The organism is Microbacterium sp. CCNWLW41 (genome assembly GCF_037083505.1).
The window spans coordinates 91,305-116,414 of sequence record NZ_JBAOJP010000015.1; the positions used below are offsets into that span (position 1 = coordinate 91,305).

Annotated in this window: 23 protein-coding genes; 4 read left to right on the top strand and 19 right to left on the bottom strand. The window is 71.4% G+C overall.

All coding sequences use genetic code 11. The annotated features are described in order from the left end of the window. Positions 1-112: 112 nt before the first annotated feature. Complete coding sequence (locus tag V6R91_RS34470; RefSeq protein WP_336399071.1) at positions 113-481, bottom strand: FKBP-type peptidyl-prolyl cis-trans isomerase; 369 nt, start codon at positions 479-481, stop codon at positions 113-115. Between the two features lie 170 nt (positions 482-651). Next, on the bottom strand, positions 652-1,881 hold the full coding sequence (locus V6R91_RS34475) for a PrsW family intramembrane metalloprotease (RefSeq protein WP_336399072.1): 1,230 nt from the start codon (positions 1,879-1,881) through the stop codon (positions 652-654). A gap of 85 nt (positions 1,882-1,966) precedes the next feature. Between V6R91_RS34475 and V6R91_RS34480 the strand changes: the two genes are divergently transcribed. Beyond that, on the top strand, positions 1,967-2,830 hold the full coding sequence (locus V6R91_RS34480) for a fumarylacetoacetate hydrolase family protein (protein WP_336399073.1): 864 nt from the start codon (positions 1,967-1,969) through the stop codon (positions 2,828-2,830). A 70-nt stretch (positions 2,831-2,900) separates the two neighbouring features. Here V6R91_RS34480 and V6R91_RS34485 read toward each other — a convergent pair whose 3' ends face one another. From V6R91_RS34485 to V6R91_RS34505, 5 genes are all read right to left on the bottom strand, one after another. Beyond that, complete coding sequence (locus V6R91_RS34485) at positions 2,901-3,377, bottom strand: DUF4190 domain-containing protein (RefSeq protein ID WP_336399074.1); 477 nt, start codon at positions 3,375-3,377, stop codon at positions 2,901-2,903. A gap of 61 nt (positions 3,378-3,438) precedes the next feature. Further along, the gene (locus V6R91_RS34490) at positions 3,439-4,923 is read right to left on the bottom strand and encodes an aspartate ammonia-lyase (RefSeq protein ID WP_336399075.1); all 1,485 of its coding nucleotides are present in this window, start codon (positions 4,921-4,923) and stop codon (positions 3,439-3,441) included. Between the two features lie 146 nt (positions 4,924-5,069). Further along, a complete protein-coding gene (locus V6R91_RS34495) occupies positions 5,070-5,975 on the bottom strand; it encodes a phosphodiesterase (protein WP_336399076.1) in 906 nt (301 codons plus the stop codon). A gap of 44 nt (positions 5,976-6,019) precedes the next feature. Then, complete coding sequence (locus V6R91_RS34500) at positions 6,020-6,349, bottom strand: peptidase (protein WP_336399077.1); 330 nt, start codon at positions 6,347-6,349, stop codon at positions 6,020-6,022. Further along, positions 6,346-7,656: an inorganic phosphate transporter gene (locus tag V6R91_RS34505; protein ID WP_336399078.1), complete on the bottom strand. Its 1,311-nt coding sequence runs from the start codon at positions 7,654-7,656 to the stop codon at positions 6,346-6,348. The genes V6R91_RS34500 and V6R91_RS34505 overlap by 4 nt, the downstream gene beginning before the upstream one ends. Before the next feature lie 160 nt (positions 7,657-7,816). Between V6R91_RS34505 and V6R91_RS34510 the strand changes: the two genes are divergently transcribed. Further along, positions 7,817-9,955 carry a S9 family peptidase gene (locus V6R91_RS34510; protein ID WP_442928214.1) on the top strand — a complete coding sequence of 713 codons (2,139 nt, stop codon included), beginning with the start codon at positions 7,817-7,819 and terminating at the stop codon, positions 9,953-9,955. 265 nt (positions 9,956-10,220) lie between these two features. Further along, the gene (locus V6R91_RS34515; protein ID WP_336399080.1) at positions 10,221-11,060 is read left to right on the top strand and encodes a hypothetical protein; all 840 of its coding nucleotides are present in this window, start codon (positions 10,221-10,223) and stop codon (positions 11,058-11,060) included. A 343-nt stretch (positions 11,061-11,403) separates the two neighbouring features. On the opposite strand, the gene V6R91_RS34520 is transcribed toward V6R91_RS34515, so the two are convergent. From V6R91_RS34520 to coaBC, 5 genes are all read right to left on the bottom strand, one after another. Beyond that, positions 11,404-12,432: a 6-phosphofructokinase gene (locus tag V6R91_RS34520; protein ID WP_336399081.1), complete on the bottom strand. Its 1,029-nt coding sequence runs from the start codon at positions 12,430-12,432 to the stop codon at positions 11,404-11,406. A gap of 144 nt (positions 12,433-12,576) precedes the next feature. Beyond that, positions 12,577-14,730 carry a DEAD/DEAH box helicase gene (locus V6R91_RS34525; protein ID WP_336399082.1) on the bottom strand — a complete coding sequence of 718 codons (2,154 nt, stop codon included), beginning with the start codon at positions 14,728-14,730 and terminating at the stop codon, positions 12,577-12,579. Positions 14,731-14,932: 202 nt separating this feature from the next. Continuing rightward, the gene (locus V6R91_RS34530; protein ID WP_336399083.1) at positions 14,933-15,583 is read right to left on the bottom strand and encodes a hypothetical protein; all 651 of its coding nucleotides are present in this window, start codon (positions 15,581-15,583) and stop codon (positions 14,933-14,935) included. Between the two features lie 113 nt (positions 15,584-15,696). Next, entirely contained in the window at positions 15,697-16,593 is an 897-nt protein-coding gene (locus V6R91_RS34535) for a glycerophosphodiester phosphodiesterase (RefSeq protein WP_336399084.1), read from the bottom strand. Between the two features lie 80 nt (positions 16,594-16,673). Further along, positions 16,674-17,897, bottom strand: coding sequence for a bifunctional phosphopantothenoylcysteine decarboxylase/phosphopantothenate--cysteine ligase CoaBC (gene coaBC, locus V6R91_RS34540; protein ID WP_336399085.1), 1,224 nt, complete (start codon positions 17,895-17,897; stop codon positions 16,674-16,676). Positions 17,898-17,961: 64 nt separating this feature from the next. Between coaBC and V6R91_RS34545 the strand changes: the two genes are divergently transcribed. Continuing rightward, entirely contained in the window at positions 17,962-18,678 is a 717-nt protein-coding gene (locus V6R91_RS34545) for an NRDE family protein (protein WP_336399086.1), read from the top strand. A gap of 117 nt (positions 18,679-18,795) precedes the next feature. On the opposite strand, the gene V6R91_RS34550 is transcribed toward V6R91_RS34545, so the two are convergent. The 7 genes from V6R91_RS34550 to V6R91_RS34580 form a co-directional block, all read right to left on the bottom strand. Then, the gene (locus V6R91_RS34550) at positions 18,796-19,659 is read right to left on the bottom strand and encodes an aldehyde dehydrogenase family protein (RefSeq protein ID WP_336399087.1); all 864 of its coding nucleotides are present in this window, start codon (positions 19,657-19,659) and stop codon (positions 18,796-18,798) included. Next, a complete protein-coding gene (locus V6R91_RS34555) occupies positions 19,656-21,152 on the bottom strand; it encodes an aldehyde dehydrogenase family protein (protein WP_336399088.1) in 1,497 nt (498 codons plus the stop codon). Before V6R91_RS34555 ends, V6R91_RS34550 begins: the two co-directional genes overlap by 4 nt. 18 nt (positions 21,153-21,170) lie before the next feature. After that, entirely contained in the window at positions 21,171-22,178 is a 1,008-nt protein-coding gene (gene deoC, locus V6R91_RS34560; protein ID WP_336399089.1) for a deoxyribose-phosphate aldolase, read from the bottom strand. 48 nt (positions 22,179-22,226) lie between these two features. Beyond that, a complete protein-coding gene (locus V6R91_RS34565) occupies positions 22,227-23,171 on the bottom strand; it encodes a sugar-binding transcriptional regulator (RefSeq protein ID WP_336399090.1) in 945 nt (314 codons plus the stop codon). A gap of 103 nt (positions 23,172-23,274) precedes the next feature. Further along, the gene (locus V6R91_RS34570; protein ID WP_336399091.1) at positions 23,275-23,652 is read right to left on the bottom strand and encodes a hypothetical protein; all 378 of its coding nucleotides are present in this window, start codon (positions 23,650-23,652) and stop codon (positions 23,275-23,277) included. A gap of 41 nt (positions 23,653-23,693) precedes the next feature. Further along, on the bottom strand, positions 23,694-24,665 hold the full coding sequence (locus V6R91_RS34575; RefSeq protein WP_336399092.1) for a bifunctional riboflavin kinase/FAD synthetase: 972 nt from the start codon (positions 24,663-24,665) through the stop codon (positions 23,694-23,696). Then, positions 24,662-25,105 (bottom strand): hypothetical protein, encoded by a 444-nt coding sequence (locus tag V6R91_RS34580; protein ID WP_336399093.1) that lies wholly within the window; start codon positions 25,103-25,105, stop codon positions 24,662-24,664. Before V6R91_RS34580 ends, V6R91_RS34575 begins: the two co-directional genes overlap by 4 nt. Positions 25,106-25,110 lie beyond the last annotated feature (5 nt).

The following is a 25,110-nucleotide window of genomic DNA, read 5'->3' on the forward strand; positions in this document are numbered from 1 at the left end:
GTGGAACGCCGACGAAGGATGGTTCTATTCCCGTGAATAAAAGTTCCCGGTCGCGGAAATGACGGAGGGAGCGGACGCCGCAGCATCCGCTCCCTCCGATCGGGTCGAGACGTCAGCCCACCGAGATGAGGTCGATGACGAAGATCAGCGTCTTGCCGCCGAGGAAGTGGCCGCCGGCGGGACCGTAGGCGAGGTGCGGCGGGATCACGAGCTCGCGGCGACCGCCCTCCTTCATGCCCGGGATGCCGTCCTGCCAGCCCTGGATGAGGCCGCGGAGCGGGAACTGGATGCTCTCGCCGCGGTTCCACGACGAGTCGAACTCCTCGCCGGATTCGTACTCGACGCCCACGTAGTGGACGGTCACGGTGTCGCCGGGCTTCGCCTCGGCGCCCTCGCCCACGACGATGTCGCGGACGACGAGGTCGGCCGGGGCCGGGCCGGCGGGTGCGTCGATCTCGGGCTTGGTGCGGTCGTCAGTCATGACTCCATCCAAGCACGCCTGTCACGGGCGGCGCAGGCGGGTTCACTCCCGGCGTACGCCGGGAGGACGGAAAGACTCAGCGCTCGGTGCCGCGGCGATGCCTGCGTGCCTACCGAGCGCTGAGTTGACCTGATCTCAGCTTGCCGGGGGCCCCGACGCGGTGTCAAGGGCTACGGGGCGAACATGGCCGCCCGTGCCGCGGCGGTCTTGGCCAGCAGATCCCGCTCCTCGGAGGCGGCCAGCGGGTCGCGGCCGGTGATCGCGCGCTGGCGTGTCGCGGCCAGGGCCGTGGCATCCGCTATGAACGTCCTCATCAGCGCCGAGCGGTCGCCGCGCAGGGTGCGCGCCCACGCGAGCGCCGCCTTGCGGCCGGCCGATGTGGCCAGCATGTCGACCTCCTGCGGCGTGAACCACCCCGCAGCGGCGTAGTCGCCCAGCCGACGTCTGGTCAGCCGGGACTCCTCGCGGCGCAGCGCCACGATACCCAGGATGAACCCGATGAACAGGGGCACCTGCAGGGTCAGGTAGAGGAAGAAGAAGTCGCCGAACATCGCCGAGCCGTTCCAGAACGCGTGCAGCGCGACGGCCCCTGCCAGTCCGATGAGCCACGGGCCGATCGCCTGGCCGGTCGACAGTCCGCGGCGCGCCGCGAGGCCCAGCGCGAAGCCCGTCACGCTCGTGAACATCACGTGGGCGAACGGCGAGAGGATCCCGCGCAGGAAGAACGTCGTGGACGTCTCGGCGGGACCGCCTTCGATGAAGCTCACGGCGAAGTACTGGATGTTCTCGGTGAACGCGAAGCCCGCGCCGACGAGCGCGCCGTACACGATCCCGTCGACGGGTCCGTCGAACGCGCGGCGGGCGGTGGCGAAGATGAGGAAGACGCCGATGCCCTTGGCGAGCTCCTCGACCACCGGGGCCTGGACGACGGTGCGCAGCACGTCTCTGGCGGCGGAGTCCGCGTCGCCGAAGGCCACGGTCAGCACGAGGTCCGCGCCGAGCGCGATGCCGACCGCGGCGATCGCCCCCCAGGCCACCGCGAGGATGAGCAGGCCGCGCGGCTCGGGCTCCCAGCGGTCGACGAGGCGGACGGCGAAGAGCACCCCGGCGAGAGGGATCAGCGCGAGCACCATCCCCACGATCGACGCCCCCGGCCCGAGCGCGTTGAGGAAGTAGCCCACCAGCGCGATGAGGACGAGGACGAGGATGCCGACGATCCAGATCGTGGCGGAGCGCCCCCGCCGCGCCACGGCCGGCGCACCGACGAGGACGGGCGAGGGCGACGTGGCCGGAGGCGTGATGGCGGCGGGTGCGGCATGACGGGGCTGCGCGAGCGCGGAGGCGAACTCCGGCGGAGTGAGGGACGGTCGCGGACGGGAGGCGCCGGGGTCGTGCGTCATGCGCACAGCCTATGGCTGCGACCGCGCATCGGACGCGCATCCGGTCGGGACGCGCGCCCGCTCGCCGTATGAGTAGTTTGGGAGGATGCGCTTCGCCCATGTCGTGCCGGCCGAGTCGGGCAGGCCGAGGCTCGCCCTCATCGAGGACGACGAGGCGATCCTCGTGGAGCAGCTCTTCGACGGTGCACCGCGCACCCTCGAGGAGCTCATCGGAGGCGGGGACGAGCTGCTGTCCCGTGTGCGCGACGGCGCGGGCCGAGGGGCGCGTCACGCTCTCGGAGCGATGGGCTTCGCCTCGGCCGTGCTCGATCCCCCGGTGATCCTGGCCATCGGGCTCAACTACGCGGCGCACTCCAGCGAGCTGGGACTCAAGACCGACTCGACGCCCACCGTCTTCGTGCTCTGGCCGAACTCGCTGGCGGGCCACCAGGGCACCACGATCTGGCCGCGGACGCTCAGCGAGTCCGTCGACTACGAGGCCGAGCTGGGCGTGATCATCGGCACCCCCGCCAAGGACGTCGCCCCCGAGGACGCCCTCGACCACGTGTGGGGCTACACCGTCGTCAACGACATCACCGCGCGCGACATCCAGTACTCCGAGGCCCAGTGGTCGCGCTGCAAGTCGTTCGACGGGTTCACCCCCACCGGCCCCTTCGTGGTCACCGCCGACGAGGTCCCCGACCCGCAGCGCCTCCACATCTGGACGGTGCTCGACGGCAGGACGCTGCAGGATGCCTCCACCGCGCAGATGGTGCGGCCGGTCGCCGCGCTGATCTCGCACCTGTCGACGTCGGCGACCCTGCTGCCGGGAACGCTCATCTCGACCGGAAGCCCGGGCGGCGCCGGTTACTCCCGCGACCCGCAGGTGTTCCTGCGCGACCGCTCCACCGTCACGGTGGGCATCGACGGGATCGGGGCGCTCACGACACACTGCCGCATCATCGGCTAAGGCGTCCGCGCCCGCGCTTCGACGGCGAAGGGCGGGCCCGCCGTGCGAGCCCGCCCTTCGTCGGAATGCGTCAGTTGCAGGTGATGGTGCCGCCGCCCTGGAGCTCCCACGTGCCGGGTCCGAGCTCTGCGCACGCCGCCGCCATGCCGCCGGCCACGACGGTCACGATGATGATCGTCACGATGATGCCGATGACGATCAGCACCGAAGAGATGATGATCGCGGCCAGCGCCCAGCCGTTCTTGACGCCCGCCTTGCGGCTCTGCACGAGCGCGACGATGCCGAGGATCAGCGCGACGAGCTGGACGAAGAACGACAGGATGAACGCCACGATGCCGAGCGTCTTGCCGGGGACCGGCTGCTGGTCCGCCGGCGCGCCGTAGGCGGCGGGCGGGGCGGAGCTGTACGCCGGCGCCGCGCCGTAGGCGGGCGGAGGCGCGTCGTACGCCGGTGGCGGCGTCGAGGCGGCGGCGGGGGGCGGAGGCGCAGCCGGCTGCGACGCGGGCTGCTGCGGCTCCGGCGCGGCCGGGTTCTGCGGATCGGTCATTTCTCGCCTTTCGTTCGAGTCTCCCTGACGTTATCGACCGGGAGCCGCCCGCGGCAACAGCTCAGCGCGTGTCTGCCGACGCCTGCTCGGCGACGGTGTCCTCGGGCGCCTGCACCAGCGGGATGGCGGCGGTCACCGTCTCGAGACCCGACAGGCGCGCCGGCGAGAGCTGCTTGGTCACCTCGTCGCGCGACATGAGGCCGGCCTCGACGACGAGGTCCGCGACGTTGCGCCCCGTCAGCAGGGCGGCCTTGGCGAGCGCCGCGGCGGCCGCGTACCCGATGAACGGCGTCAGCGCGGTGATGACGCCGACGCTGGATCCCACCATCGCCCCGAGCCGTTCCCGGTTCGCGGTGATGCCGTCGATGCAGTTGACCCGCAGCGTGTACATGGCGCGGCGCATCCACGTGATCGACTGGAAGATCGAGTGCGCGATCACCGGCTCGAAGGCGTTCAGCTGCAGCTGGCCGCCCTCGACGGCCATCGTGACGGTGAGGTCGGCGCCGGCCACCGCGAAGGCGACCTGGTTGACGACCTCGGGGATGACCGGGTTCACCTTGCCCGGCATGATGCTGGAGCCGGCCTGACGCGCCGGGAGGTTGATCTCGCCGAGTCCTGCCTGGGGTCCCGACGACAGCAGCCGCAGGTCGTTGCAGATCTTCGACAGCTTGATGGCGTTGCGCTTGAGCGACGAGGAGAACGACATGAAGGCGCCGGTGTCGCTGGTGGACTCCACAAGGTCCGTCGCGAGGTCCAGGTCGAGGCCGCTGATCGCGCGCAGATGGCCCAGCACCGCCTGGCTGTACGCGGGATGGGTGGTGATGCCGGTCCCGATGGCCGTCGCGCCCATGTTGATCTCGCAGAGCAGGTACGCGTTCTCCTTGAGACGGCTGTAGTCCTCGCCGAGGGTCGTCGCGAAGCCGTGGAACTCCTGCCCCAGCGTCATCGGCACGGCGTCCTGCAGCTGGGTGCGGCCCACCTTCAGCACGTCGTGGAACTCGACCGCCTTGCTGAGGAACGCCTTGCGCAGGAGATCGAGCTCCTCCAGCAGGGTCAGCAGATCCAGGCCCAGCCCCACCTTGATGGCGGTCGGGTAGACGTCGTTCGTGGACTGGCTGCGGTTGGTGTCGTCGATCGGCGACAGGAAGGCGTAGTCGCCCTTTTCCCGACCGGCGAGCTCGAGCGCGACGTTGGTGATGACCTCGTTCGCGTTCATGTTCGTGGAGGTGCCGGCACCGCCCTGGACGACGCCGACGACGAACTGGTCGTGGTACTGCCCGTCGATCACGAGCTGCGCCGCCTGGTCGATGAGGTCGGCCTTCGACGGATCAAGGACCCCGATCTCCTTGTTCGCACGCGCCGAGGCCTGCTTGACCATGGCGAGGGCCTTCACGAGGTCCTTGTAGACCGAGATCGGCCGCTTGGAGATCGGGAAGTTCTCCAGCGCGCGGGCGGTGTGGATCCCCCAGTACGCATCGGCGGGGATCTCCAGGGATCCCAGGGAATCGGTCTCGGTGCGGGTTCGCATCATTGCGTCCAGAGCCATGTGTGCAGTCCTCGTGGGTCGTTCACAGCGGTGTGGGGGTCGATTCGAGACTACTCGGCGGAGATGCCCGCCCACCTGTACACCGCGTACACCGCGCCCCGGATCTCGATACACCGCGGAGGTACGGCCGCCTCCGAGGCGCCGCGTCACGCTCGTTTGCGGGAGAACTCCTCGAGCCGCTGCTCCGGCGTGAGAAGCGACATCCGCTCGACCCACTCCGCGGAGAACACGTCGGAGGTCGGGGCGTCCACGACGGGCACCACCGCGTGCGTGATCGTGTCGTCGTAGACGTGCACGAGGTGGAAGGACTGGCCGGCGTCCATCCCGTTGACGTCGACCGCCGCGCGGGCGAGGTTCATCGTGTAGCACGTGGCCGCCGCGACGCTGACGGGGACGCCGGCGAACGTGCCGCTGGTGGAGTAGTGCAGGTGACCGGCGAGGATCGCCCTCACGTCGCTGCCGGCGACCACCTCGGCGAAACGGCCCTGGTCGCGCAACTCGAGGATGTCGAACAGGGGCACGTGCGACGGCAGCGGCGGGTGATGGAGCGCCAGGATGGTCCCCAGCGGAGCGGGGGCGGCCAGCACGCCGCGGAGCCACTCCAGCTGGGCGGTGTCGAGGTCGCCGTGGTGCCACCCCGGAACGGACGAGTCCAGCGCGACGAGGCGCAGTCCCCCGAGGTCCCACACGCCGGTGATCGGGTGCTGGCTCTCGTCCTGCCCGAGCAGGGCGCTGCGCATGGCGGGGCGCTCGTCGTGGTTGCCCGCGACCCAGACGACGGGGGCGCCGAGGCGTGCGGCGACCGGCTCGACCGCCTCCCGCAGCGCCTCGTACGCCTCCGGCTCGCCGAGATCGGTCAGGTCACCGGTGAACACGATGGCGTCGGGACGGATGCCGATGGCCTCGGCCGCCTCGAGGGTCCGGGTGAGATTGGCCGCGGTGTCGAAGCGACCGCCGAGCGGACGGTTGCCCGCGAGCAGGTGCGTGTCGCTCAGATGCAGGAGCGTGCGGCGCGCAGGGGGGTACTGACCGAACTGGACGGTGGCGACCATGTGCCCACCCTATTGCGCACGCGCGGCGGCATCGTGGCGCGCGCTCAGTGGTTGAAGACGATCAGGAGCAGACCGCCCAGCACGGCTGCGGCGCACACCGCGAAGCACGCGTACGCGCCGACGAGCGCGAGACGCTTCTGCCCCTCGGTGAGGGGGCTGCGCTTGGCCGCCTTCGCCGCCGCCTTCTCGGCGCGGCGGGCCTCCTTCTCGGTGATCACCGTGATGGCGTCGGTGAACTCGACGGGAGCGACCACGGGCGGGCGCCCGGCGCGCACGAGCAGGCGCAGGCCGAGGGCGTAGAAGCCCACCACGAGGACGGCGGCGGTGAGCGCCGCGGCGAACACCTGCACGAAGGCGAACCAGTCGATGGTCATCGCTCGCCTCCTTCCTTCGAGCCCGATGCCGTCGGCTGCGGCGGCGTGGGCGTCCGGGCGGCCTTGGCCGCCTTCTTCGCCGCGGCGGCCGCCGAGGCCGAGCGTCGCGCCTCCTCACGGGCGAGCGCGCGCTGCCGACGGGTCGGCGGCGGGTTCTTCTTGACCTTGACCGCGCGACCGGACTCGGCCACCTCGCTCATGGCGTTGGAGGCGTTGACCTCGTTGCGCCGCGAGCGCAGGAAGATGAGGAGGATCACGGCGGTGGCCAGCACCGCGTCGATGATGATGCCCCAGAACCCCAGCCACGTGACGATGAGCGCGGCGAGCGCGCCGACGCCGCCCGCGGCGGGAAGGGTCAGCACCCAGCCGATCATGATGCGTCCGGCCGTGCGCCAGCGGACCTGCGATCCCCGCCGGCCCAGTCCCGACCCGATGACGGACCCGGAGGCGACCTGAGTGGTCGACAGCGCGAAGCCGAGCGCGCTGGAGGCGAGGATGGTCGATGCCGTCGAGCTCTCGGCGGCGAAGCCCTGGGCCGGCTTGACCTCGGTCAGCCCCTTGCCGAGCGTGCGGATGATGCGCCAGCCGCCCATGTAGGTGCCGAGCGCGATCGTCACGGCGCAGGCGACGATCACCCACCACTCGGGCTCGGGGTGATCCTGCAGGCCCACCGTGATGAGCAGGAGCGTGATGATCCCCATCGTCTTCTGGGCGTCGTTCGTGCCGTGTGCGAGCGCGACGAGCGACGACGTGAAGATCTGACCCACACGGAACCCGTCCCGGCCGTCCGCCTTGCTGTCGTACCGGCGGGTCGCGGCGTAGGCGATCTTGGTCACCGTGAACGCGATGAGCCCTGCCGTCAGCGGGGCGATGATGGCCGGCAGGATCACCTTGGACATCACGACGCCGAAGTCGATGGCGGTGACGCTCACGCCCACGATGGTCGCGCCGATCAGTCCGCCGAAGAGGGCGTGCGACGACGACGACGGGAGCCCGAGCAGCCACGTGAGCATGTTCCAGGTGATCGCGCCGATCAGGCCCGCCAGGATGACGGCAGGGAAGATGGAGGCCGAGATCTCCTCTTCGCGGATGATTCCGCCCGAGATCGTCTTGGCCACTTCCGTCGACAGGAATGCGCCGACGAGGTTGAGCACGGCGGCGAGCAGGACCGCGGTGCGGGGCTTGAGCGCGCCGGTCGCGATCGGAGTCGCCATGGCGTTGGCGGTGTCGTGGAAGCCGTTCGTGAAGTCGAAGAACAGCGCCAGCGCGATCACCAGCACGGCGGTGATGAGGGTTGCGGTTTCCACCGTTCGCTTTCGGTGAGGGAGTGAGGGAATGGTGCCGACGGGATCGGCGTGACGAACGAAGAGTTCACCAGGAATTCAGGAACCGGCAACCGGCCAGAAGAATCCTACATCGGTCGACCTGCCGGTCAACTCGCCGGGCGACTAGCGTGGAACGGTGACTCTGAGCGACTCCGCATCCGCCCCGTCCACGCCGGATTCCGGCATCCGTCCCCCTGTCGCCGAGCACCGGATCACCGTTCGGTCGCACCACGGCGACGAGGTCGAGGACCGCTACGAGTGGTTCCGCGCGAAGGAGGACGCCGCGGTCATCGCGCACCTCGAGGCCGAGAACGCCTACACCCAGCAGCGCACCGCGCATCTGGAAGGACTGCGCGCGCGCATCTTCGACGAGATCAAGGGGCGCACCCTCGAGACGGACCTGTCGGTGCCGACGCGTCGCGGCCAGTGGTGGTACTACGGCCGCACGGTGGAGGGCCAGCAGTACGGGATCCAGTGCCGCGCTCCCCTCGCCTCCCCCGATGACTGGACCCCGCCCGAGCTGTCGCCGGACGTCGAGGTTCCCGGCGAGCAGGTGCTGCTCGACGGCAACGTCGAGGCCGAGGGCCACGAGTTCTTCTCGCTGGGCAGCTTCGAGGTCAGCACCGACGGTGCGCTGATGCTCTTCGGCGTCGACGTCGCCGGCGACGAGCGCTACACCGTGCGCGTGCGCGACCTGCGCACCGGCGAACAGCTGCCCGACGAGATCCCCGGCACGTTCGCGGGCGCCACCTTCTCGCCGGACGGCCGGTTCATCGTGTACACGACCGTGGACGATGCGTGGCGCCCCGACACGGTGTGGCTGCACGAGCTCGGCACGCCCGTCGAGGACGACACCCGGCTGTTCCACGAGCCCGACGAGAGGTTCTGGGTGGGGGCCGGGTTCACGCGCAGCGACCGCTACCTCGTGATCGGGCTGGGCTCGTCGATCACCTCGGAGGAGTGGCTGCTGGACGCCGACGACCTCCGCGGCGAGCCGCGCGTGGTCTGGCCGCGCGCCGAGGGCGTCGAGTACGACTCCGAGCACGCCGTCATCGACGGCGAGGACGTGCTGTTCATCCTTCACAACGACGACGCCCTGGACTTCGAGCTGGTGCGGGTCGCGGCATCCGACCCGTCAGGCGAACGCTCCGTCGTCATCCCCCACCGTCCCGGCGAGCGCCTGCTGGGCGTTTCGACGTTCCGCGACTGGGGCGTGGTGGCATACCGCCGCGGCGGGCTGGCGCGCCTCGGCATGCTCGACTACGGCACCGGCGACGTCAGCGAGATCGCGTTCGACGAGCCGCTGTACTCGGTGGGCACCGGCGGCAACCCCGAGTGGGCTCCTCCGCTGCTGCGCCTCGGCTACGGCTCCTTCGTCACGCCCGGCACGGTGTACGACCTCGACGTGGCCACGCGCGAGCTGCACCTCCGCAAGCGTCAGCCGGTGCTCGGCGGCTACGACCCCGCCGAATACGCGCAGGAGCGGGTGTGGGCCACCGCCCAGGACGGCGCGCAGATCCCGATCTCGCTGGTGTGGAAGCGCTCGTTCGGCGACGCCGGCGTCGCGCCGCGGCCGGTGCACCTGTACGGCTACGGCTCGTACGAGCACTCGATCGAGCCCGGATTCTCGGTGGCACGGCTGTCGGAGCTCGACCGCGGCGTCGTGTTCGCCGTGGCCCACGTGCGCGGCGGCGGCGAGATGGGGCGGCAGTGGTACGAGGACGGCAAGCTCCTCAGCAAGCGCAACACGTTCACCGACTTCGTCGACAGCGCGCTGCACCTCATCGACAACGGCTACACGTCGCCGTCGCAGCTGGTGGCCGAGGGAGGCTCGGCGGGCGGCCTGCTCATGGGCGCGGTGGCCAACCTCGCCCCCGAGCTGTTCGCCGGGATCCTCGCCGACGTGCCGTTCGTCGACGCGCTGACCACGATCCTCGACCCGTCGCTGCCGCTCACGGTGATCGAGTGGGACGAGTGGGGCGACCCGCTTCACAACCCCGACGTCTACGCCTACATGAAGTCGTACTCGCCGTACGAGAACGTGCGGACGGATGCCTCCTACCCGCGCATCCTCGCCGTGACGTCGCTCAACGACACCCGGGTGCTGTACGTCGAGCCCGCCAAGTGGGTCGCGCGGCTGCGGGAGGTCGGCGCGGACGCGCTGCTGAAGTGCGAGATGGTCGCCGGGCACGGCGGCGTCAGCGGCCGCTACAACGCCTGGCGGGAGCGCGCCTTCGAGCTCGCGTGGCTGCTGGACGTGCTCGGCCTCGCCGACGCCTGAGCGGTGACGGATGCCTCGGGCCCGAGGCATCCGTCTCCGTCGTGCGTGTCTCAGTAGGAGCGCCTCACGCGCGCTCTGGTACCCGCAACCGAGACTCTCCACTCCGCCATGGCACACAAGATGCGGGAGAAGCGAGCGAATGGGCACGTGAAGTGGGACACGTTGGTGGCTTGCGGCTCCTCCCCAGGTCCCGCATGGGGGCCGGCGATGCACACAATCGCCTCTGGGCGACGGATGCCGGTGCGCGAGGCTCCTCAATGGGACTGTGTCCCGCGCGAATCCGCTTCCCGATGTGCTCGCGGGCCGCGCGTTCTCCGTTGCGGAAGCGCGTGGCCACGGCGTCTCCGCGTCGCGCCTCCGCGCGAACGACCTCATCCTCCCGACGCGGGGCGTCCGGGCGCCGCGGGGTGAGGCGACCGAGCCATCGGGCGACGAGACCCATTCGCAGAGACTCGCGCGCCTCCGCGGCGAGCTGTTCGAGCGGGCGGCGCTCTTCGCCCCCGCTCTGACGCCCGACCAGTTCTTCAGCCACGATTGCGGCCTCGCCCTCGCCGGCGCGCCGCTTCCGTTCACGAGGGCCGCAGCACGTGAGCTCCACGTGTCCGCGCGCCGCCCCGCCGGCAAACCGCGCCGCGAGGGGGTCATCGGCCACAGGCTGCAGGCGCGGGAAGCGGCCCGCTGGACCGCTCGCGGCCTGCCGATCGAGCATCCGGCGCGGATGTGGCGACAGGCGGCCGCGCTATGGCATGTCGACGACCTCATCGCAGCGGGTGACTTCCTGGTCCTGCCGCGGAACCGCCTGGTCACCCTCGACGACCTGAGGCGCGAGGTCTCGGAGGCGGGTGACGTCGCAGGCGGGGTGCTGACGCGTGCCCTGCACGCGATACGAGTCGGCGCCGAGACCGCGGAGGAGACCACGCTCCGCCTCGCCATCGTGCGCGCAGGCTTGCCGGAGCCTCAGCTCAACTGGAGTCTGCGAGGCGCCGACGGCGAGTTCGTCGCCCGCTTGGACATGGCCTATCCCGACCTGAAGGTCGCCGTTGAGCACGACGGGCGCACGCACGCGTTCGACGAGGCGCAGTTCGCGCGGGACGCCGACCGGTGAAACCGCATCTCCGCCCTCGGCTGGCGCCTGGTGCGAGTCCTGAGTCACCATCTCCATCCCGATCGAGCCGTCGCGGTGCGCCGTGTGGCGGACGCCCTGGTCGAGGCCGGCTGGCGCCCTGGGGCCCGCTGACCGGTCATCTGCGACGGGCGTGGCCGTCGTGTCACACGAGAATCCGCCTCCGTGAGCCTCAGGCCACCAGATGTGTGACATCCACGGGGAGATCGCGGGCACGGGGAGATCGCGGGCGACGCCCGGGCGGACGCGCGTCGGGCCGAGCGAACACGTCGGGGGCGAACGGATGCCTCGGGGCGAGGCATCCGTCCCTGGCACGTCAGGGGGGTCAGCCGAACAGTGCGGCGGCCTCTTCGTAGCGGTAGAGCGGGACGGTGTTGAGCTCGCCGAGCGCGTCGATGAAGGGCACGCGGACGATGTCGGTGCCCCGGAGCGCGACCATCTGGCCCCACGCGCCGTCGACGACCGCGTCGGCGGCGTGCAGTCCGAGGCGCGTGGCCAGCACACGGTCGAAGCCGGACGGCGAACCGCCGCGCTGGATGTGGCCCAGGACCGTGGCCCGGGTCTCGATGCCGGTGATGCGCTCGATCTCGGGCGCCAGCACCTCGCTGATGCCGCCGAGGCGGGGGCGGTTGAACGCGTCGAGGCCCTTGTCGCTGAAGGCCTCGTCCATTCCCGTGAGCGTGAAGCCCTCCGACACCACGACGAGCGGGGCGCGACCGCGGTCGTGGGCCTTGGAGACCTGGGCGGTGATCTCGTCGATCGAGAGGGGCACCTCGGGGATGCAGATGACGTGGGCGCCGGCGGCGATGCCGGCGTGCAGGGCGATCCAGCCGACGTGGCGCCCCATGACCTCGGCGACCATGCAACGCTGGTGCGAGTCGCCGGTCGTGCGGAGGCGGTCCATCGCGTCGGTGGCGATGTTGACGGCGGTGTCGAAGCCGAACGAGTAGTCGGTGGCCCGCAGATCGTTGTCGATCGTCTTGGGCACGCCGAGCACGTTGATGCCGTCGTTCGAGAGCCGGTTCGCGGCCGCGAGGGTGCCCTCGCCGCCGATCGCGATGATGCCGTCGAGGCGGTGGCCGTACATCGTCTTGGCGATGTTCTCGGCGCCGCCCCGCGGACCCTCGTACGGGTTGGTGCGGCTGGTGCCGAGGATGGTGCCGCCGACCTTCGAGAGACCCTTGACCTCATGACGGGTGAGCGGGAAGAAGTCGCCGTCCACGACACCGCGCCAGCCGTCACGGATGCCGACGAACTCGAGGTCGTAGGTGGTCGTGCCCTTGAGCACGACACCGCGGATGACCGCGTTCAGTCCGGGGCAATCGCCGCCGCTCGTCAGGATGCCGATCTTCATGCTGTGTTCCTCGCAAGTCGGGGATGAGGGACGGCGACGCTGCCTCCCCCGACACTAGTGCCGGAACGGCCGGCCTGCCACACGCGGCGGCGGCACGACGAAGGGGCGGTGCGAACCCGCACCGCCCCTTCGTCCGCAGCTCCGCTACGCCGCGCCGAGCGCCTGCCGCAGCAGGTGCATGAGCGCCGACAGCTGCACCGAGTCGCTCGATTGCGGGTCGACGGCCTCGCCGTCGAGCGCGCGAGCGGCGAGCCCCTGCTTGGAGTCGATGAGCTCGGCGATCTTCGTGTCGATCGTGTGCGCGGCGATGATGCGCCACGCGGTCACCGGCTCGTCCTGGCCGATGCGGTGCACACGGTCGATCGCCTGCGTCTGCTCGGCGGCCGTCCACGAGAGCTCGGCGAGGACGACGTTCGACGAGGCCTGCATGTTGACCCCCACGCCGGCAGCGGTGAGCGAGCAGACGGCGATGCCCACGTCGGGATCGTTGTTGAACTCGTCGATGGCCTGCTGGCGCGCCGTCGTGGCCTGGTCGCCGCGCAGCGACACCGTCTTGAGCCCCGCCGAGGCGAAGTGGGCTTCCGCGGCGTCCATGACGTCGATGTGCTTGGCGAAGAAGACGACCTTGCCCACCGAGCGCTGCAGCTGCACCGCGTAGTCCGCGGCGAGCACGGCCTTGGCCTGACCGATCTTCCGCACCATCGTGAAGACGTTCTCGGACCCGGTGCCTGCGGCCTTCGACTCCTCGAGCTCGTTGTGCGCCACGAGGCGGACGATGTCGGCATCGACCTCGCCGGGCGCGAGCCCGCGGTCGCCGCGCGCCTCGATGATCCGCCGGTACTTCGCCGCGAGCCGCTCGCCCAGCTCGCGCTCGGCCTGGCGGATCGAGCGCCCGAACTCGTCGTCCAGCTCGACGGGGAGGTCGGCGATGAGCTTGTCGGGAAGGTCGGCGGCGACATCCTTCTTCTTGCGTCGCACGATGCCCATCGAGATGACCGCATCGCGGGCCTCGGGGTAGAACGACTTGTCGGCCGGTGTCAGACCGGTCTCGTCGAGCTTCTCCATGAGGAGCGGACCCGGCTTCTCGCCGTTGGTCCAGCCGAGGAATCGCCAGATCGCGTCGAAGTCCTCGACGTCGTTGATGAGCGGCGTGCCGGTGAGGGCGAGCAGCAGCGGGTCGCGCACCTGCTCGCGGATGCGGGTGGCCAGCGCCAGCACGTTCTGCGAGCGCTGCGACGTGAGGTTCTTGATGAAGTGCGCCTCGTCGACGACCATGCCCTTCAGCCCGAGCGAGCTGAGCCATGCGAGGTGACGGTCGAGGATCTCGTAGTTGACGATGAAGACGTCGGCGAACGCGTCGATGCCCTCGCCGTCGCCGTGGATCACCGTGGCGCGCCGCTGCGGCGTCCAGCGCTCCACCTCGCGCGCCCAGTTCATCTTCACGACGTTGGGCACGACCGCCAGCAGCGGGTAGGCGCCGGCGACGGATGCCGCGAGCACCGACTCCGCCGTCTTGCCCAGGCCCGGCTCGTCGGCGAGGAGGAACGTGCGGTGTCCGGCGCGCACCGCCTCGAGGAAGCGCGACTGGTGGGGCATGACCTCCAGGCCCTTGGGTGACAGGCGGTCGAACTCCGGCACGGGCGGAAGCTCCATCGTGGCGCTGCCGCCACCGGCCCCGGTCTCGAAGGCCTTGTACAGCGGGCCCATGAGCTCCCAGCTGTCGAGGCGCCGACGGGGCGTCTCCTTGGGGGCGCGCGCCGACAGGTCCGGCGGCAGGAACGGGTTCGCCTCGCGGCGCGCCTCGACCTGCGGCGGCACCACCTGGCGCTCGGCGAGCGCGGCGGGCACGACGGGGACGGCGAAAGGCGCCACGTCGGTGATGATCAGCTCGTCGGGCGGCAGCTCGGCGCCGGACTCCAGCAGCCAGTCGCGGCGCATGCGCCGGGCGACCGGCGACGTCGCCTGATCGACCTCGAGCAGCTGGATGAGGGAGGTGTCGCGGGCGGCCGTCTTCGCGAGGATCGTCGCCACGCCGTCGAGCCGCTTGAGCAGCTCGGCGCGGGCGGCGTCGGTCACCTCGGTATCGGCCTTCACCCGCGCGCGCTCCTCGCGGACCAGGAACGCGATGACCTGGAACTTGACGCGGTTGGTCGGGCCGAGCTTTCCGCGCTGGGCCTTGGCCTCGACCTCGCGCACCTTGCGCGCGAGGATCGGGATGATGGGTGCCTCGTCGTCGCGGCGCGCGGACGAGGACTTGCGGCGACGCTGCGCCGTCTGGGCGGGTGCCGTGGTCGGCATGCTCCTCCTGAGCGTGAGTGCCGGATCGGGACCGGCGAAGGATCGGATGACACCGATGGTTCTGCGTGCTCCCGCGGGCGGCGTGGTCGCCGTCGCGAACGCGGGATCGGGGATGTGCCGCCGACGGTCGCGGGCACTCGCTTCTGCGAGCTGCGACGTCGTCGGAGGTCTCCCCGCGACTAGTCTACGGGACGCGGGGCCCTCAGCCCCAGAGCGTCGCGACGATGTCCTCCGTGTAGCCCTCCGGCGCGAAGTTGATGTACGCGGTGGTCACCAGCCCGCCCGCGCCGATGTAGTGGGTCTCGCCGCGGAGGTACTCCTCGTCGTCGAGCGTCACGCCGCGCTGCTCGATCCGGCAGACCGTGCCCTCGCCGAGCGTCTCGCATCCGAAGCCGGCCCGCGGAAGGGCCCCGATGGCGGCCTCGGCCTGCTCGGCGGTGACCGCCGTGACATTGGTCGCCAGTCCGTACTCGCTCGGCATCCCCCACGAGCACCGGAGCGTCGGCGCTCCCCCGTGGATGATCTCGAGGAGGTCGGCGTTCTCCGTGGAGAGCATCGTGACGCCGGGGTCGTTGAGCGGCGGGTTCTCGGACTGCAGCTCGCCGAGCATCCCGGCGGAGTAGATCTGCTCGCACGACTCCGGCACCGTGAATCCGCTCTGCGGCTTCTCCGTCTCGATGGGCGTCGCCGAGGGACCCGGCGCCGGGGTCTCCAGGGTCACGGTCGGGCTGCTGGTGGGGCTGCCCGTAGGCGTGCCCGACGACCCCGCGGCGCATCCGGTGAGGACGACGACCGCCACCGCGGCGGCCACGCCGCCGATCGCGACCCGCGTCATCGCCTTCTGCCCGCCCATCGCCCGACACCTCTCGCTCGGCGCCGCCGCCGCGTGCGGGGCGCCCTCCCCCTCACCCTAATGAGCACCACGAGCGGATGCACCGGGGCACGCCGCCCGCCCCCGTGCGCGCGTCACCGACCGGCGTAGGCGGCCTGCCACTCCGACAGCGTATGGGGGTCGTCCGTGACGATGCCGTCGACCCCCAGCGCCGTGACCGCGCCCCACTGCTCGTCGTCGTTGAGGGTGTACACGACCACGCGGGCGCCCGCAGCGTGGAGCTCGTCGACGATCTCGGGTCGTGCGAGCACCGCCTTGCGGCTGACGACCACTCCGCGCGCGCCCGCCTCGGTGACGGCGCTCACCACGTCGGACGGCAGGTGCTTGACGATGAGCAGGCGCGACAGCACCTCGGACTCGGTGGCGGCGAGGGCGAGCGTGCGGGCGTCGAAGCTCGCGAGCACGACACGCCGCTCCAGGCCACGCGCGGACACCTCGGAGACCGCCGCGGCGACGGCGGCGGCATCCCATTCGCCCTTGAGCTCCAGGATCGCGCGCGCGTCGTCGGCCAGGAGCGCATCGAGGAACTCCTGCAGCGTGGGAACGGGGGTTCCCGCGTAGGCCGCGTCGAACCAGGAGCCGGCGTCCAGCGCCCGCACCTCTGCGAGGGTGAGCGCCGACAGCCGGCCGTGTCCGTCGGTGGTGCGATCGACCGTCTTGTCATGCATGAGCACGGGGTGGCCGTCGGCGGTGAGCGCGACGTCGACCTCGACGTACTCGAAGCCGGCTGCAAGGGCGGCCTGGATCGCCGGGAGCGTGTTCTCGGGCGCGTGGGCGGCACCGCCCCGGTGGCTCGCGATGAACGCCGCGTCGCCGGGAGTGCGCGGGTCGCCCAGCAGCTCCTGCGCGGTGACGCGGGACGGCGCGGCGCCCAGCACCGCGACGACGAGGCTCGCGGCCGCGAGCACGCACACGATGAACAGGGCGTGGATCCGGTCGCGGGCGCGGTCGGATGCCGCAGGGTAGGGCATCGGGCATGTCCTCCGAGGGTCGTGCTCCACGTCCTCGTCGACGTGGTGCGGACCACTCTACATGCGCCGTTACTGTTTCGTTACCTTTTCTTCCGGACCGCCAGGACCGCGTCCCACAGCGCGTCGGCGACGTCGCGCTTGCTGCCGCGGCGGGCGGCGACGACCTCTCCGGCGGCGTCGATGATCGTCACCGCGTTGTCGGCGGATTCGAAACCGCGCGACCACCCCACCTCGTTCACCGCGAGCAGGTCGGCCCCCTTGCGCGCGGCCTTGCGCCGACCGCGGTCGAGCAGCGTCTCGCCTTCGCCGGGGGTCTCGGCGGCGAAGCCGACGACCGTCTGCCCGGCCCGCCGCGCGCGGACCAGCCCGGCCAGGATGTCGTCGTTCTCGATCAGATCGAGCGTGATGCCGCCGATCGGGGCGGCCTCCTTCGCGCGCTTGAGGGGCGAGACCTCGGCGACCCGGTAATCGGCGACCGCCGCGGCCATCACCACGACGTCGGCGGCGTCCGCCTCGGCATCGACCGCGGAGCCGAGCTCGGCCGCGGTGCCGGCGCGCACGACCCGCATGCGCCCGCCGGCGGATGCCTCGGCCAGCACGCCGTCGTCGACGTGCGCCGCGACCAGCACGACGTCGGCGCCCCGATCGGCGGCGGCGAGCGCGACGGCCACCCCCTGACGGCCGCTGGAGCGGTTGCCGATGTAGCGCACGGGGTCGATGGGCTCGCGCGTGCCGCCGGCGCTGACCACGACGCGCAGCCCCTCCAGGTCGTCCGCGCCGCCTTCGGCCGCGGCGAGCGCGGCCTCGAGGACGGCCTCCGGCTCGGACATGCGCCCGGGCCCGCTGTCGCCGCCGGTGAGCTCGCCCTCCTCGGGGCCCACGACGATGACGCCCCGCTCGCGGAGCACCCGCATGTTGTGGGTCGTCGCGGGGTGCCGCCACATCTCGGTGTGCATCGCCGGCGCCACGACGACCGGTGCCGTGGTGGCGAGTAGGGTCGTTCCGAGGAGGTCGTCCGCGAGCCCCGCGGTCATCTTCGCCAGGGTGTTCGCCGTCGCGGGCGCCACGATCACGAGATCGGCCGCCTGGCCGAGCGCGACGTGACGGACGCGCGCGACGTCGTCGTGGACGGAGGTCGTCACGGGGTGGCGGCTGATCGCCTCCCAGGTGGGAAGACCCACGAACCGCAGCGCGTCGTCGGTCGGGACGACGTGGACCTCGTGCCCCGCCTTCACCAGGAGGCGCACGAGCTGAACCGTCTTGTAGGCGGCGATGCCACCGGTGACCCCGACCACGACGAACACCCTCCGATCTTGGCACGAGTGCCCGACCCGCCGCCCGCGCGGCCCGAAACCCCGAGGAGCCCCGATGTGCACCGTCGTCATCCGCGTCCCGGAGTCCGCCGCCGAGCCGACCCGCGTGCTCGCGATCCGCGACGAGGACCCCGAGCGCCCGTGGAACCCGCTCGGCCGCTGGTGGCCGGAGCCGCACGACGGCGTCGTCGGCGTGCGCGACGTGCGGGCGGGCGGCGCCTGGCTCGCGGCCGACCCTGAGACGGGGCGCCTGGCCGTGCTCCTCAACCGCGCCGACGAGACGCAGCGCCCGGAGTCCGAGCTGCAGTCGCGGGGCGGCATCGTGCTGGACTCCGTCGCCGGCCACTCCCCCGCCGCCGAGCCGGCGACGCACGGCTTCAACCTCGTCGAGGTCGAGGGCGCCCGCGCCCGCGTGCTCACGTGGGACGGCGCCGCCCTCCGCACGACCGACCTCGCGCCGGGCACGCACATGATCGCGCACGACGACGTCGACGACACCGGCACGCCGCGCATCGCCCGGTGGCTGGGCGAGTTCCAGTCCGCCGCGCCGGCATCGGAAGGACGGTGGTGGATGCCGTGGGTCGAGGTGCTCGAGCGCTCGGCGGAGCTCCCGCCCACCGACGACGGCGCGATCATCCGCGACAACCGCCCGCTCGGCTACCCGACCCTGTCCCTCCTGGCCTGCGTCGCGTCGGTGTCGGCGCACGACGTCGACGTGCACTACGGCGAGCTCCGCGAGCCCGGGCAGTGGGGCGGCCTCCAGCTCGGCTGAGCTCGTCGCCGGCCGCGCACAGGATCGGAGGTTCGGCCCGACCCGCCGAGGAGCGGCATCCGTTCCCCCGCGTGTCGGCGGAAGTCTCCGACGCTGTGCAGCGCCGGAGCCTTCAGCTCACACCAGGCTCTTGGTGTGCCAGATCGTCTTGGTCTCGGTGAACGCGGTGATGCGGGCGAGGCTCGGCGCCGCGGCATCCGACCCGTTCTCGGGCGGGAGCACCCGCGTCAGCGTCTCGGCGGCGGCGATCTCGAGGTCGATCCAGTCGAGGTCCCCGGCGCCGACGAGGTCGAGGGCGTGCACGTCGGGGTGCGAGGCCAGCCACGGCGCGATCTCGGCGGGCGAGCCGGTGAGGACGTTGACCACTCCCCCCGGCACGTCGCTCGTCGCGAGCACCTCGGCGAGCGAGATGGCCGACAGCGGGTAGCGCTGGGATGCCACGACGACGACCGCGTTGCCTGTGACCAGAGCCGGGGCGACAGCCGACACGAGCCCGACGAGCGCGGTGTCCTGCGGCGCGACGACGCCCACGACGCCTGTCGGCTCGGGCACCGAGATGTTGAAGTAGGGACCTGCCACGGGGTTGCCGTTGCCGGCGACCTGGCCGAACTTGTCGCACCAGCCCGCGTACCAGACCCACCGGTCGATCGCCTCGTCGACCTCCGCGGTGGCGGCGGAGGACGACACGCCGGTCTGCTGCACGATCTCGTCGACGAACTGGGCGCGGCGGCCCTCGAGGATCTCGGCGACCCGGTAGAGCACCTGACCGCGGTTGTACGCGGTCGCGCCCGACCAGCCTTTGACGGCGCCGCGGGCGGCGGCGACGGCATCCCTGGCGTCCTTGCGGGAGGCGAGCGCCGCATTGGCGAGGAACCCGCCCTTGGGCGAGGCGACCTCGTAGGTGCGCCCGGACTCGCTGCGCGGGAAGGCGCCGCCGATGTAGAGCTTGTAGGTCTTGGGGATCGTCAGGCGCGTGCTCATGAGGAGACCTCCTTCTTCGCGGCACGGGCGAGCATCCGGGTGGCGCCGCCGGCGGGCGGCGCGCTCCTGAGGTAGGCGGCCAGGCCGTGCCGACCGCCTTCGCGGCCGTAGCCGGACTCCTTGTATCCGCCAAACGGCGATGAGGGGTCGAACCGGTTGAAGGTGTTGGCCCACACCACACCGGCGCGCAGGCGGTCGGCGACCGCCAGGATGCGCGAGCCCTTGTCGCTCCAGATGCCGGCGGACAGCCCGTAGGGCGTGTTGTTGGCCTTCTCGATGGCCTCGGCGGGCGTGCGGAACGTCAGCACCGAGAGCACCGGCCCAAAGATCTCGTCGCGCGCGATGCGGTGGCTGGCCTGCACGTTGGTGAAGATCGTCGGCGCGAACCAGAAGCCGCTGTCGGGGATGGCGCAGTCGGCGCTCCAGCGCTCGGCGCCCTCGTCCTCACCGATGCGGCTGAGCTCGCGGATGCGGTCGAGCTGCTCTCGCGAGTTGATCGCGCCGATGTCGGTGTTCTTGTCGAGCGGGTCACCCAGGCGCAGCGTCGACAGGCGGTTCTTCAGCCGGTCGACGACCTCGTCGTGGATGGACTCCTGCACCAGCAGGCGGCTGCCCGCGCAGCACACGTGACCCTGGTTGAAGAAGATGCCGTTGACGATCCCCTCGACCGCCTGGTCGATCGGCGCATCGTCGAACACGATGTTCGCGGCCTTCCCGCCGAGCTCGAGCGTCAGCTTCTTGTCGGTTCCCGCGACCGCCTTGGCGATCTCGCGGCCGACGGCGGTCGAGCCGGTGAAGGCGACCTTGTTCACATCGGGGTGCCGCACCAGGGCCGCCCCGGTGGCGCCGGCACCCGTCACGATGTTCACCACGCCCGGCGGCAGGTCGGCCTGCTGCAGGATCTCGGCGAAGATGAGCGCCGACAGCGGGGTCGTCTCGGCGGGCTTGAGCACGACGGTGTTCCCCGCGGCGAGGGCGGGAGCGATCTTCCACGCGAGCATGAGCAGCGGGAAGTTCCACGGGATCACCTGGGCGGCGACACCGAGCGAGCGCGGGTCGGCTCCGAGGCCCGCGTAGTCGAGCTTGTCGGCCCAGCCGGCGTAGTAGAAGAACCACGCGGCCACCAGCGGCACGTCGACGTCGCGACTCTCCTTGATCGGCTTGCCGTTGTCGAGGCTCTCGGCGACCGCGAGCTCGCGGGCGCGCTCCTGCACGAGCCGCGCGATCCGGAAGAGGTACTTGCCGCGGTCGCGGCCGCTCATCTTCGACCACGTCTTGTCGTAGGCACGGCGGGCGGCGGCCACCGCCGCGTCGACGTCCGCCTCGGTCGCCGAGGCGATCGTCGCGATGTGCTTCTCGTCGGCGGGTGAGATCGTCGCGAACGACTCGCCCGCGCCCGGGCGGAACTCGCCGTCGATGAAGAGCCCGTACTCGTCGCGCAGATCAAGGATCGCGCGCGACTCCGGGGCGGGGGCGTACTCGAGGAAACTCATGTCTTGTTATCCCTGATCTCAGTCGATCGTCACGTAGTCGGCGCCGGTGTAGTGTCCGGACTTCAGCTTCTGGCGCTGCAGGAGCACATCGTTGAGCAGGCTCGACGCGCCGTAGCGGAAGAGGTGCGGCTGCAGCCAGTCCTCGCCGACGGTCTCGGCGACCGTGACGAGGTACTTGATCGCGTCCTTGGACGTGCGGATGCCGCCGGCCGGCTTCACGCCGACCTTCTCACCGGTCGCCCGGTGCCAGTCGCGCACGACCTCCAGCATCAAGAGCGTGACCGGCAGCGTCGCCGCCGGCTGCACCTTGCCGGTCGACGTCTTGATGAAGTCGCCGCCCGCGAGGATCCCGAGCCACGACGCGCGCTTGATGTTGTCGTAGGTGTTGAGCTCGCCGGTCTCGAGGATCACCTTGAGCGACGCGTACGTGCCGTCCTCGCGGCGGCAGGCCTGCTTGACCCGCGCGATCTGGTCGAAGACGAGGCCGTAGCGGCCGGCGAGGAAGGCGCCGCGGTCGATCACCATGTCGATCTCGTCGGCGCCGTGCGCCACGGCCTCGGCCGTGTCGGCGAGCTTGATGTCCAGCGATGCCCGGCCGCTGGGGAAGGCGGTGGCGACCGCCGCGACGCTCACCCCGCCCTCGTCGGGATCGCCGTGGGCGGAGCCGAGCGCCTCGACCGCGTACGGCACCATGTCGCCGTACACGCACACGGCCGCGACCCGCGGGGTCGTCGGGTCGGAGGCGTCCGGGTTCAGCGCCTTGGCGACGAGCGAGCGTACCTTGCCCGGCGTGTCGGCGCCCTCGAGCGTCGTGAGGTCGATGAGCTCGATGATCTTGTCGAGGGCCCACGCCTTGGAGGTCGTCTTGATGGAGCGGGTGCCGAGACCCGCGGCGCGCTGCTCGAGCCCGACGGCGTCGACACCGGGCAGCCCGTGGAGATACCGCCGCAGCGTCGTGTCGTCGGGTTGTCCGCCCAGCAGCTCGACGGCCCTCTCGGGCAGCGTCACGATGGAGGTGCCTGACATGTGATGACCTGGCTTTCGTGGTTGGGGTTCGGGTGGCCGGCCGCGCGGTCAGCCGTCGAGGAGGTGGCGTGCGGTGGACTCGTCCGTGATCAGCACGGTGCACAGCCCGGACGCGACGACGGCGGCAGCGACCGCCCGCTTGGCTTCGCCGGCGATCGCCGCGACGGCCACGTCGGCGCGGCGCAGCTCGTCGAGCGAAAGGCCGACCGTGCGCGCGTCGAGGGCGGCGTCGACAACGCGTCCGGCGGCGTCGATGTAGCGGCCGACGACGTCGCCGACCGCGCCCGCGGCGACGAGGCGGTCGATGTCCGCCTCGCTGAGGTAGCCGCTGTCGACGTGCACGGAACGGTGGTCGGCGGCGCCGGCACTGTACAGGTAGGCGTCGGCGGAGCGGGCGATGCCGAGCACGCGGGCGACGACGCGATCGGCCTCGATGGCCTCCTTCGTCGCCCGGTGCTCGAGGATCGCGGGACTGGGCAGCAGGGTGGCGCCGCCACCGCCCTTGTGCGCGATGCCGACGGCGGTCGCGGCCGCGGTGCCGGGCTGCGCGCTCATGCTGAGACCGCCGTTGATCTGCACGACATCGGTGCCGGACGACCAGCCCTCGCGCAGATGATGCGCGATGTCGGCGAGGGTGCGACCCCAGCTCACCCCGAGGACGCGGGGGCTCGGACGCAGTGCGGTCAGGTGATCGGCGGCCGCCTGGGCGACGCGCTGCTGCAACTCGTCGTCGCTGCGGATGCCCGCCTGCGACACGACCACCGCGTCGCGGAGGCCGCGCTCCTCGCGCAGCCGCCGCTCGAGCTGCGGCCGTCGCGCGCGCGAGTGGAGGATCTCGATGCGGACGAAGCCCTCCTCCTTGGCCTGGATGAGCAGGCGGCCCACCTTCCAGCGGGTGATCTGCAGGCTCCGGCCGATCTGCTCCTGCGTGAGGTTCTCTTCGTAGTAGAGCTCGGCTGCCCGGATCGAGAGGAGTTCGTCGACGGCGTCCACGAGCCTCCTTCCGTCGGTCCCTCCACACTGACATACCCGGCAGCAGATGAGCAACATCTGCACGAAGTTTGCTCATATGAGCAGTTCGAACGGATGCCGCGCCTCAGCCGCCCCCGCCGATCCCCGCCGGGGCGCCGATCGCCCTGGCATGGCGCACCAGCACCAGCAGGCCTATCCCGACCACCACCGCGAACGCGATCGACAGCGAGACGAAGGCGAACCAGTTCGAGTCGAGGGCGAGCACGATCGCCGCGGACACCACGGCGATGGCGGCGGCGGCCAGCTTCGACCCGAACTTGAGCCCCACCGCGGGGGTGAGCCGCCCGGCGGGCGAGTCGCCGCGCGCGAGGATCAGATCCGCGAACGCATCCAGCGTCGCCAGCAGCGAGGCGGAGTAGGCGACCGCGCAGCCGAGCGCGCCCCACAGGTTGACGGAGTCTTCGGCCGCCGCCTCCGCGGCCATCAGGACCAGCGCGTGCACGCCTCGATGCTAGGCGCGCCCGGGGTGCGCGGTCTACGGCCTCAGGAGAGCTCGCCGCGGACGCGGACGACGTCGTCGGCCATCTGCCCGATGAGCGCGTCGACGCCGTCGAAGGCCACCATGCCGCGGATGCGGGCGACGAACTCGACTTCCACGACGTGTCCGTACAGGTCGAGGTCGGTCTCGTCGAGGACGTACGCCTCGACCTGGCGCCCCTCCACGTCGTCGAACGTGGGGTTGGTGCCCACGCTGATCGCGGCGGGATAGCGCACCGTGCTGCGCGGCTCGGCCGCGCCGCCGCCCGGGATCCCCTCGTCGACGAGCCAGCCGGCGTACACGCCCTCGGCGGGCACGAAGCCCTCGAGGTCGGGCGACAGGTTCGCCGTCGGGAAGCCGAGGGCGCGGCCCCGCTTGAGACCGTGCACCACCTCGCCGCGCACGGCGTGCGGCCGGCCGAGCAGCCGGGCGGCTCCGGCGGCATCTCCGCCGTCCAGCAGCTCACGCACCCACGTCGACGAGACCCGGCGACCCGCGTCGATCGCGCGCACGTCGTCGACGACGTCCACCTCGAACCCGAACTCGGCCCCGAGCTCTCGCAGCAGCTCGGCGTCGCCGGCTCCCCCGCGGCCGAAGCGGAAGTCGGCCCCGACCATCACGATCCGCACGCCCAGCGCCCCGACGAGCACGTGCTCGACGAACTCCCGCGCGCCGAGGTCCGCCAGGGCGCGGTCGAAGGTCAGCATGAGGGTGGCATCCACGCCCGCGTCGGCGAGGAGTCGCAGCTTCTGATCGACCCCGACGAGGCTGTCGGGGCAGATCTCGGGGCGCAGCAGCGCCAGCGGGTTGCGGTCGAAGGTGACCGCGACGACGCGCGCGCCGGAGGCCTCGGCATCCACTCTCGCGCGAGCGATCACGGCACGATGACCGGAGTGGACGCCGTCGAACTTGCCGATCGCGACGACGGACGGACCGAACCCCGCCGGCACCTCGCTCGGATGCCGGAAGACGATCACGACGCGACCGCCGCGGGCGCAACGGTCGCGCTCGCCGCGACCGGATGATGCGTCGCGAGCCACCAGATTCCGAGGAACGGCAGCACCAGCGGGACGAAGAGGTAGCCCATGCCGTACCACGACCAGACCGTGGGGTGCGCGAAGAGCTCGGGCAGCAGGAGGCTGAGGGTCCCGATGACGAGGACGCCGGCGAGCTCGAAGACGATCGCGATCCACGCGACCAGGTACCAGCCGCGTCGCCCGGCGAACACCAGCGCGAGCGTGGCGACGATGTACACGACCGCCGAGAGGGCGGAGAGGGCGTAGGCGAGCGGGGCCTCGTCGAAGCGCTCGACGATCTGGACGAAGGACCGGCCGGTGGCACCGAGCGCCATGATCGCGTAGACGATCACGAGCACACGGCCGATGCCGGACATGCGGGGGCGGGCGGGCGAGGACATGACGT

Bases quoted from the DNA above. Each gene is read 5' to 3' on its own strand.
- V6R91_RS34470 (WP_336399071.1), bottom strand. From the start codon at position 481: ATGACTGACGACCGCACCAAGCCCGAGATCGACGCACCCGCCGGCCCG.
- V6R91_RS34475 (WP_336399072.1), bottom strand. From the start codon at position 1,881: ATGACGCACGACCCCGGCGCCTCCCGTCCGCGACCGTCCCTCACTCCG.
- V6R91_RS34480 (WP_336399073.1), top strand. From the start codon at position 1,967: ATGCGCTTCGCCCATGTCGTGCCGGCCGAGTCGGGCAGGCCGAGGCTC.
- V6R91_RS34485 (WP_336399074.1), bottom strand. From the start codon at position 3,377: ATGACCGATCCGCAGAACCCGGCCGCGCCGGAGCCGCAGCAGCCCGCG.
- V6R91_RS34490 (WP_336399075.1), bottom strand. From the start codon at position 4,923: ATGGCTCTGGACGCAATGATGCGAACCCGCACCGAGACCGATTCCCTG.
- V6R91_RS34495 (WP_336399076.1), bottom strand. From the start codon at position 5,975: ATGGTCGCCACCGTCCAGTTCGGTCAGTACCCCCCTGCGCGCCGCACG.
- V6R91_RS34500 (WP_336399077.1), bottom strand. From the start codon at position 6,349: ATGACCATCGACTGGTTCGCCTTCGTGCAGGTGTTCGCCGCGGCGCTC.
- V6R91_RS34520 (WP_336399081.1), bottom strand. From the start codon at position 12,432: ATGAAGATCGGCATCCTGACGAGCGGCGGCGATTGCCCCGGACTGAAC.
- V6R91_RS34525 (WP_336399082.1), bottom strand. From the start codon at position 14,730: ATGCCGACCACGGCACCCGCCCAGACGGCGCAGCGTCGCCGCAAGTCC.
- V6R91_RS34530 (WP_336399083.1), bottom strand. From the start codon at position 15,583: ATGGGCGGGCAGAAGGCGATGACGCGGGTCGCGATCGGCGGCGTGGCC.
- V6R91_RS34535 (WP_336399084.1), bottom strand. From the start codon at position 16,593: ATGCCCTACCCTGCGGCATCCGACCGCGCCCGCGACCGGATCCACGCC.
- V6R91_RS34545 (WP_336399086.1), top strand. From the start codon at position 17,962: ATGTGCACCGTCGTCATCCGCGTCCCGGAGTCCGCCGCCGAGCCGACC.
- V6R91_RS34550 (WP_336399087.1), bottom strand. From the start codon at position 19,659: ATGAGCACGCGCCTGACGATCCCCAAGACCTACAAGCTCTACATCGGC.
- V6R91_RS34555 (WP_336399088.1), bottom strand. From the start codon at position 21,152: ATGAGTTTCCTCGAGTACGCCCCCGCCCCGGAGTCGCGCGCGATCCTT.
- deoC (WP_336399089.1), bottom strand. From the start codon at position 22,178: ATGTCAGGCACCTCCATCGTGACGCTGCCCGAGAGGGCCGTCGAGCTG.
- V6R91_RS34580 (WP_336399093.1), bottom strand. From the start codon at position 25,105: ATGTCCTCGCCCGCCCGCCCCCGCATGTCCGGCATCGGCCGTGTGCTC.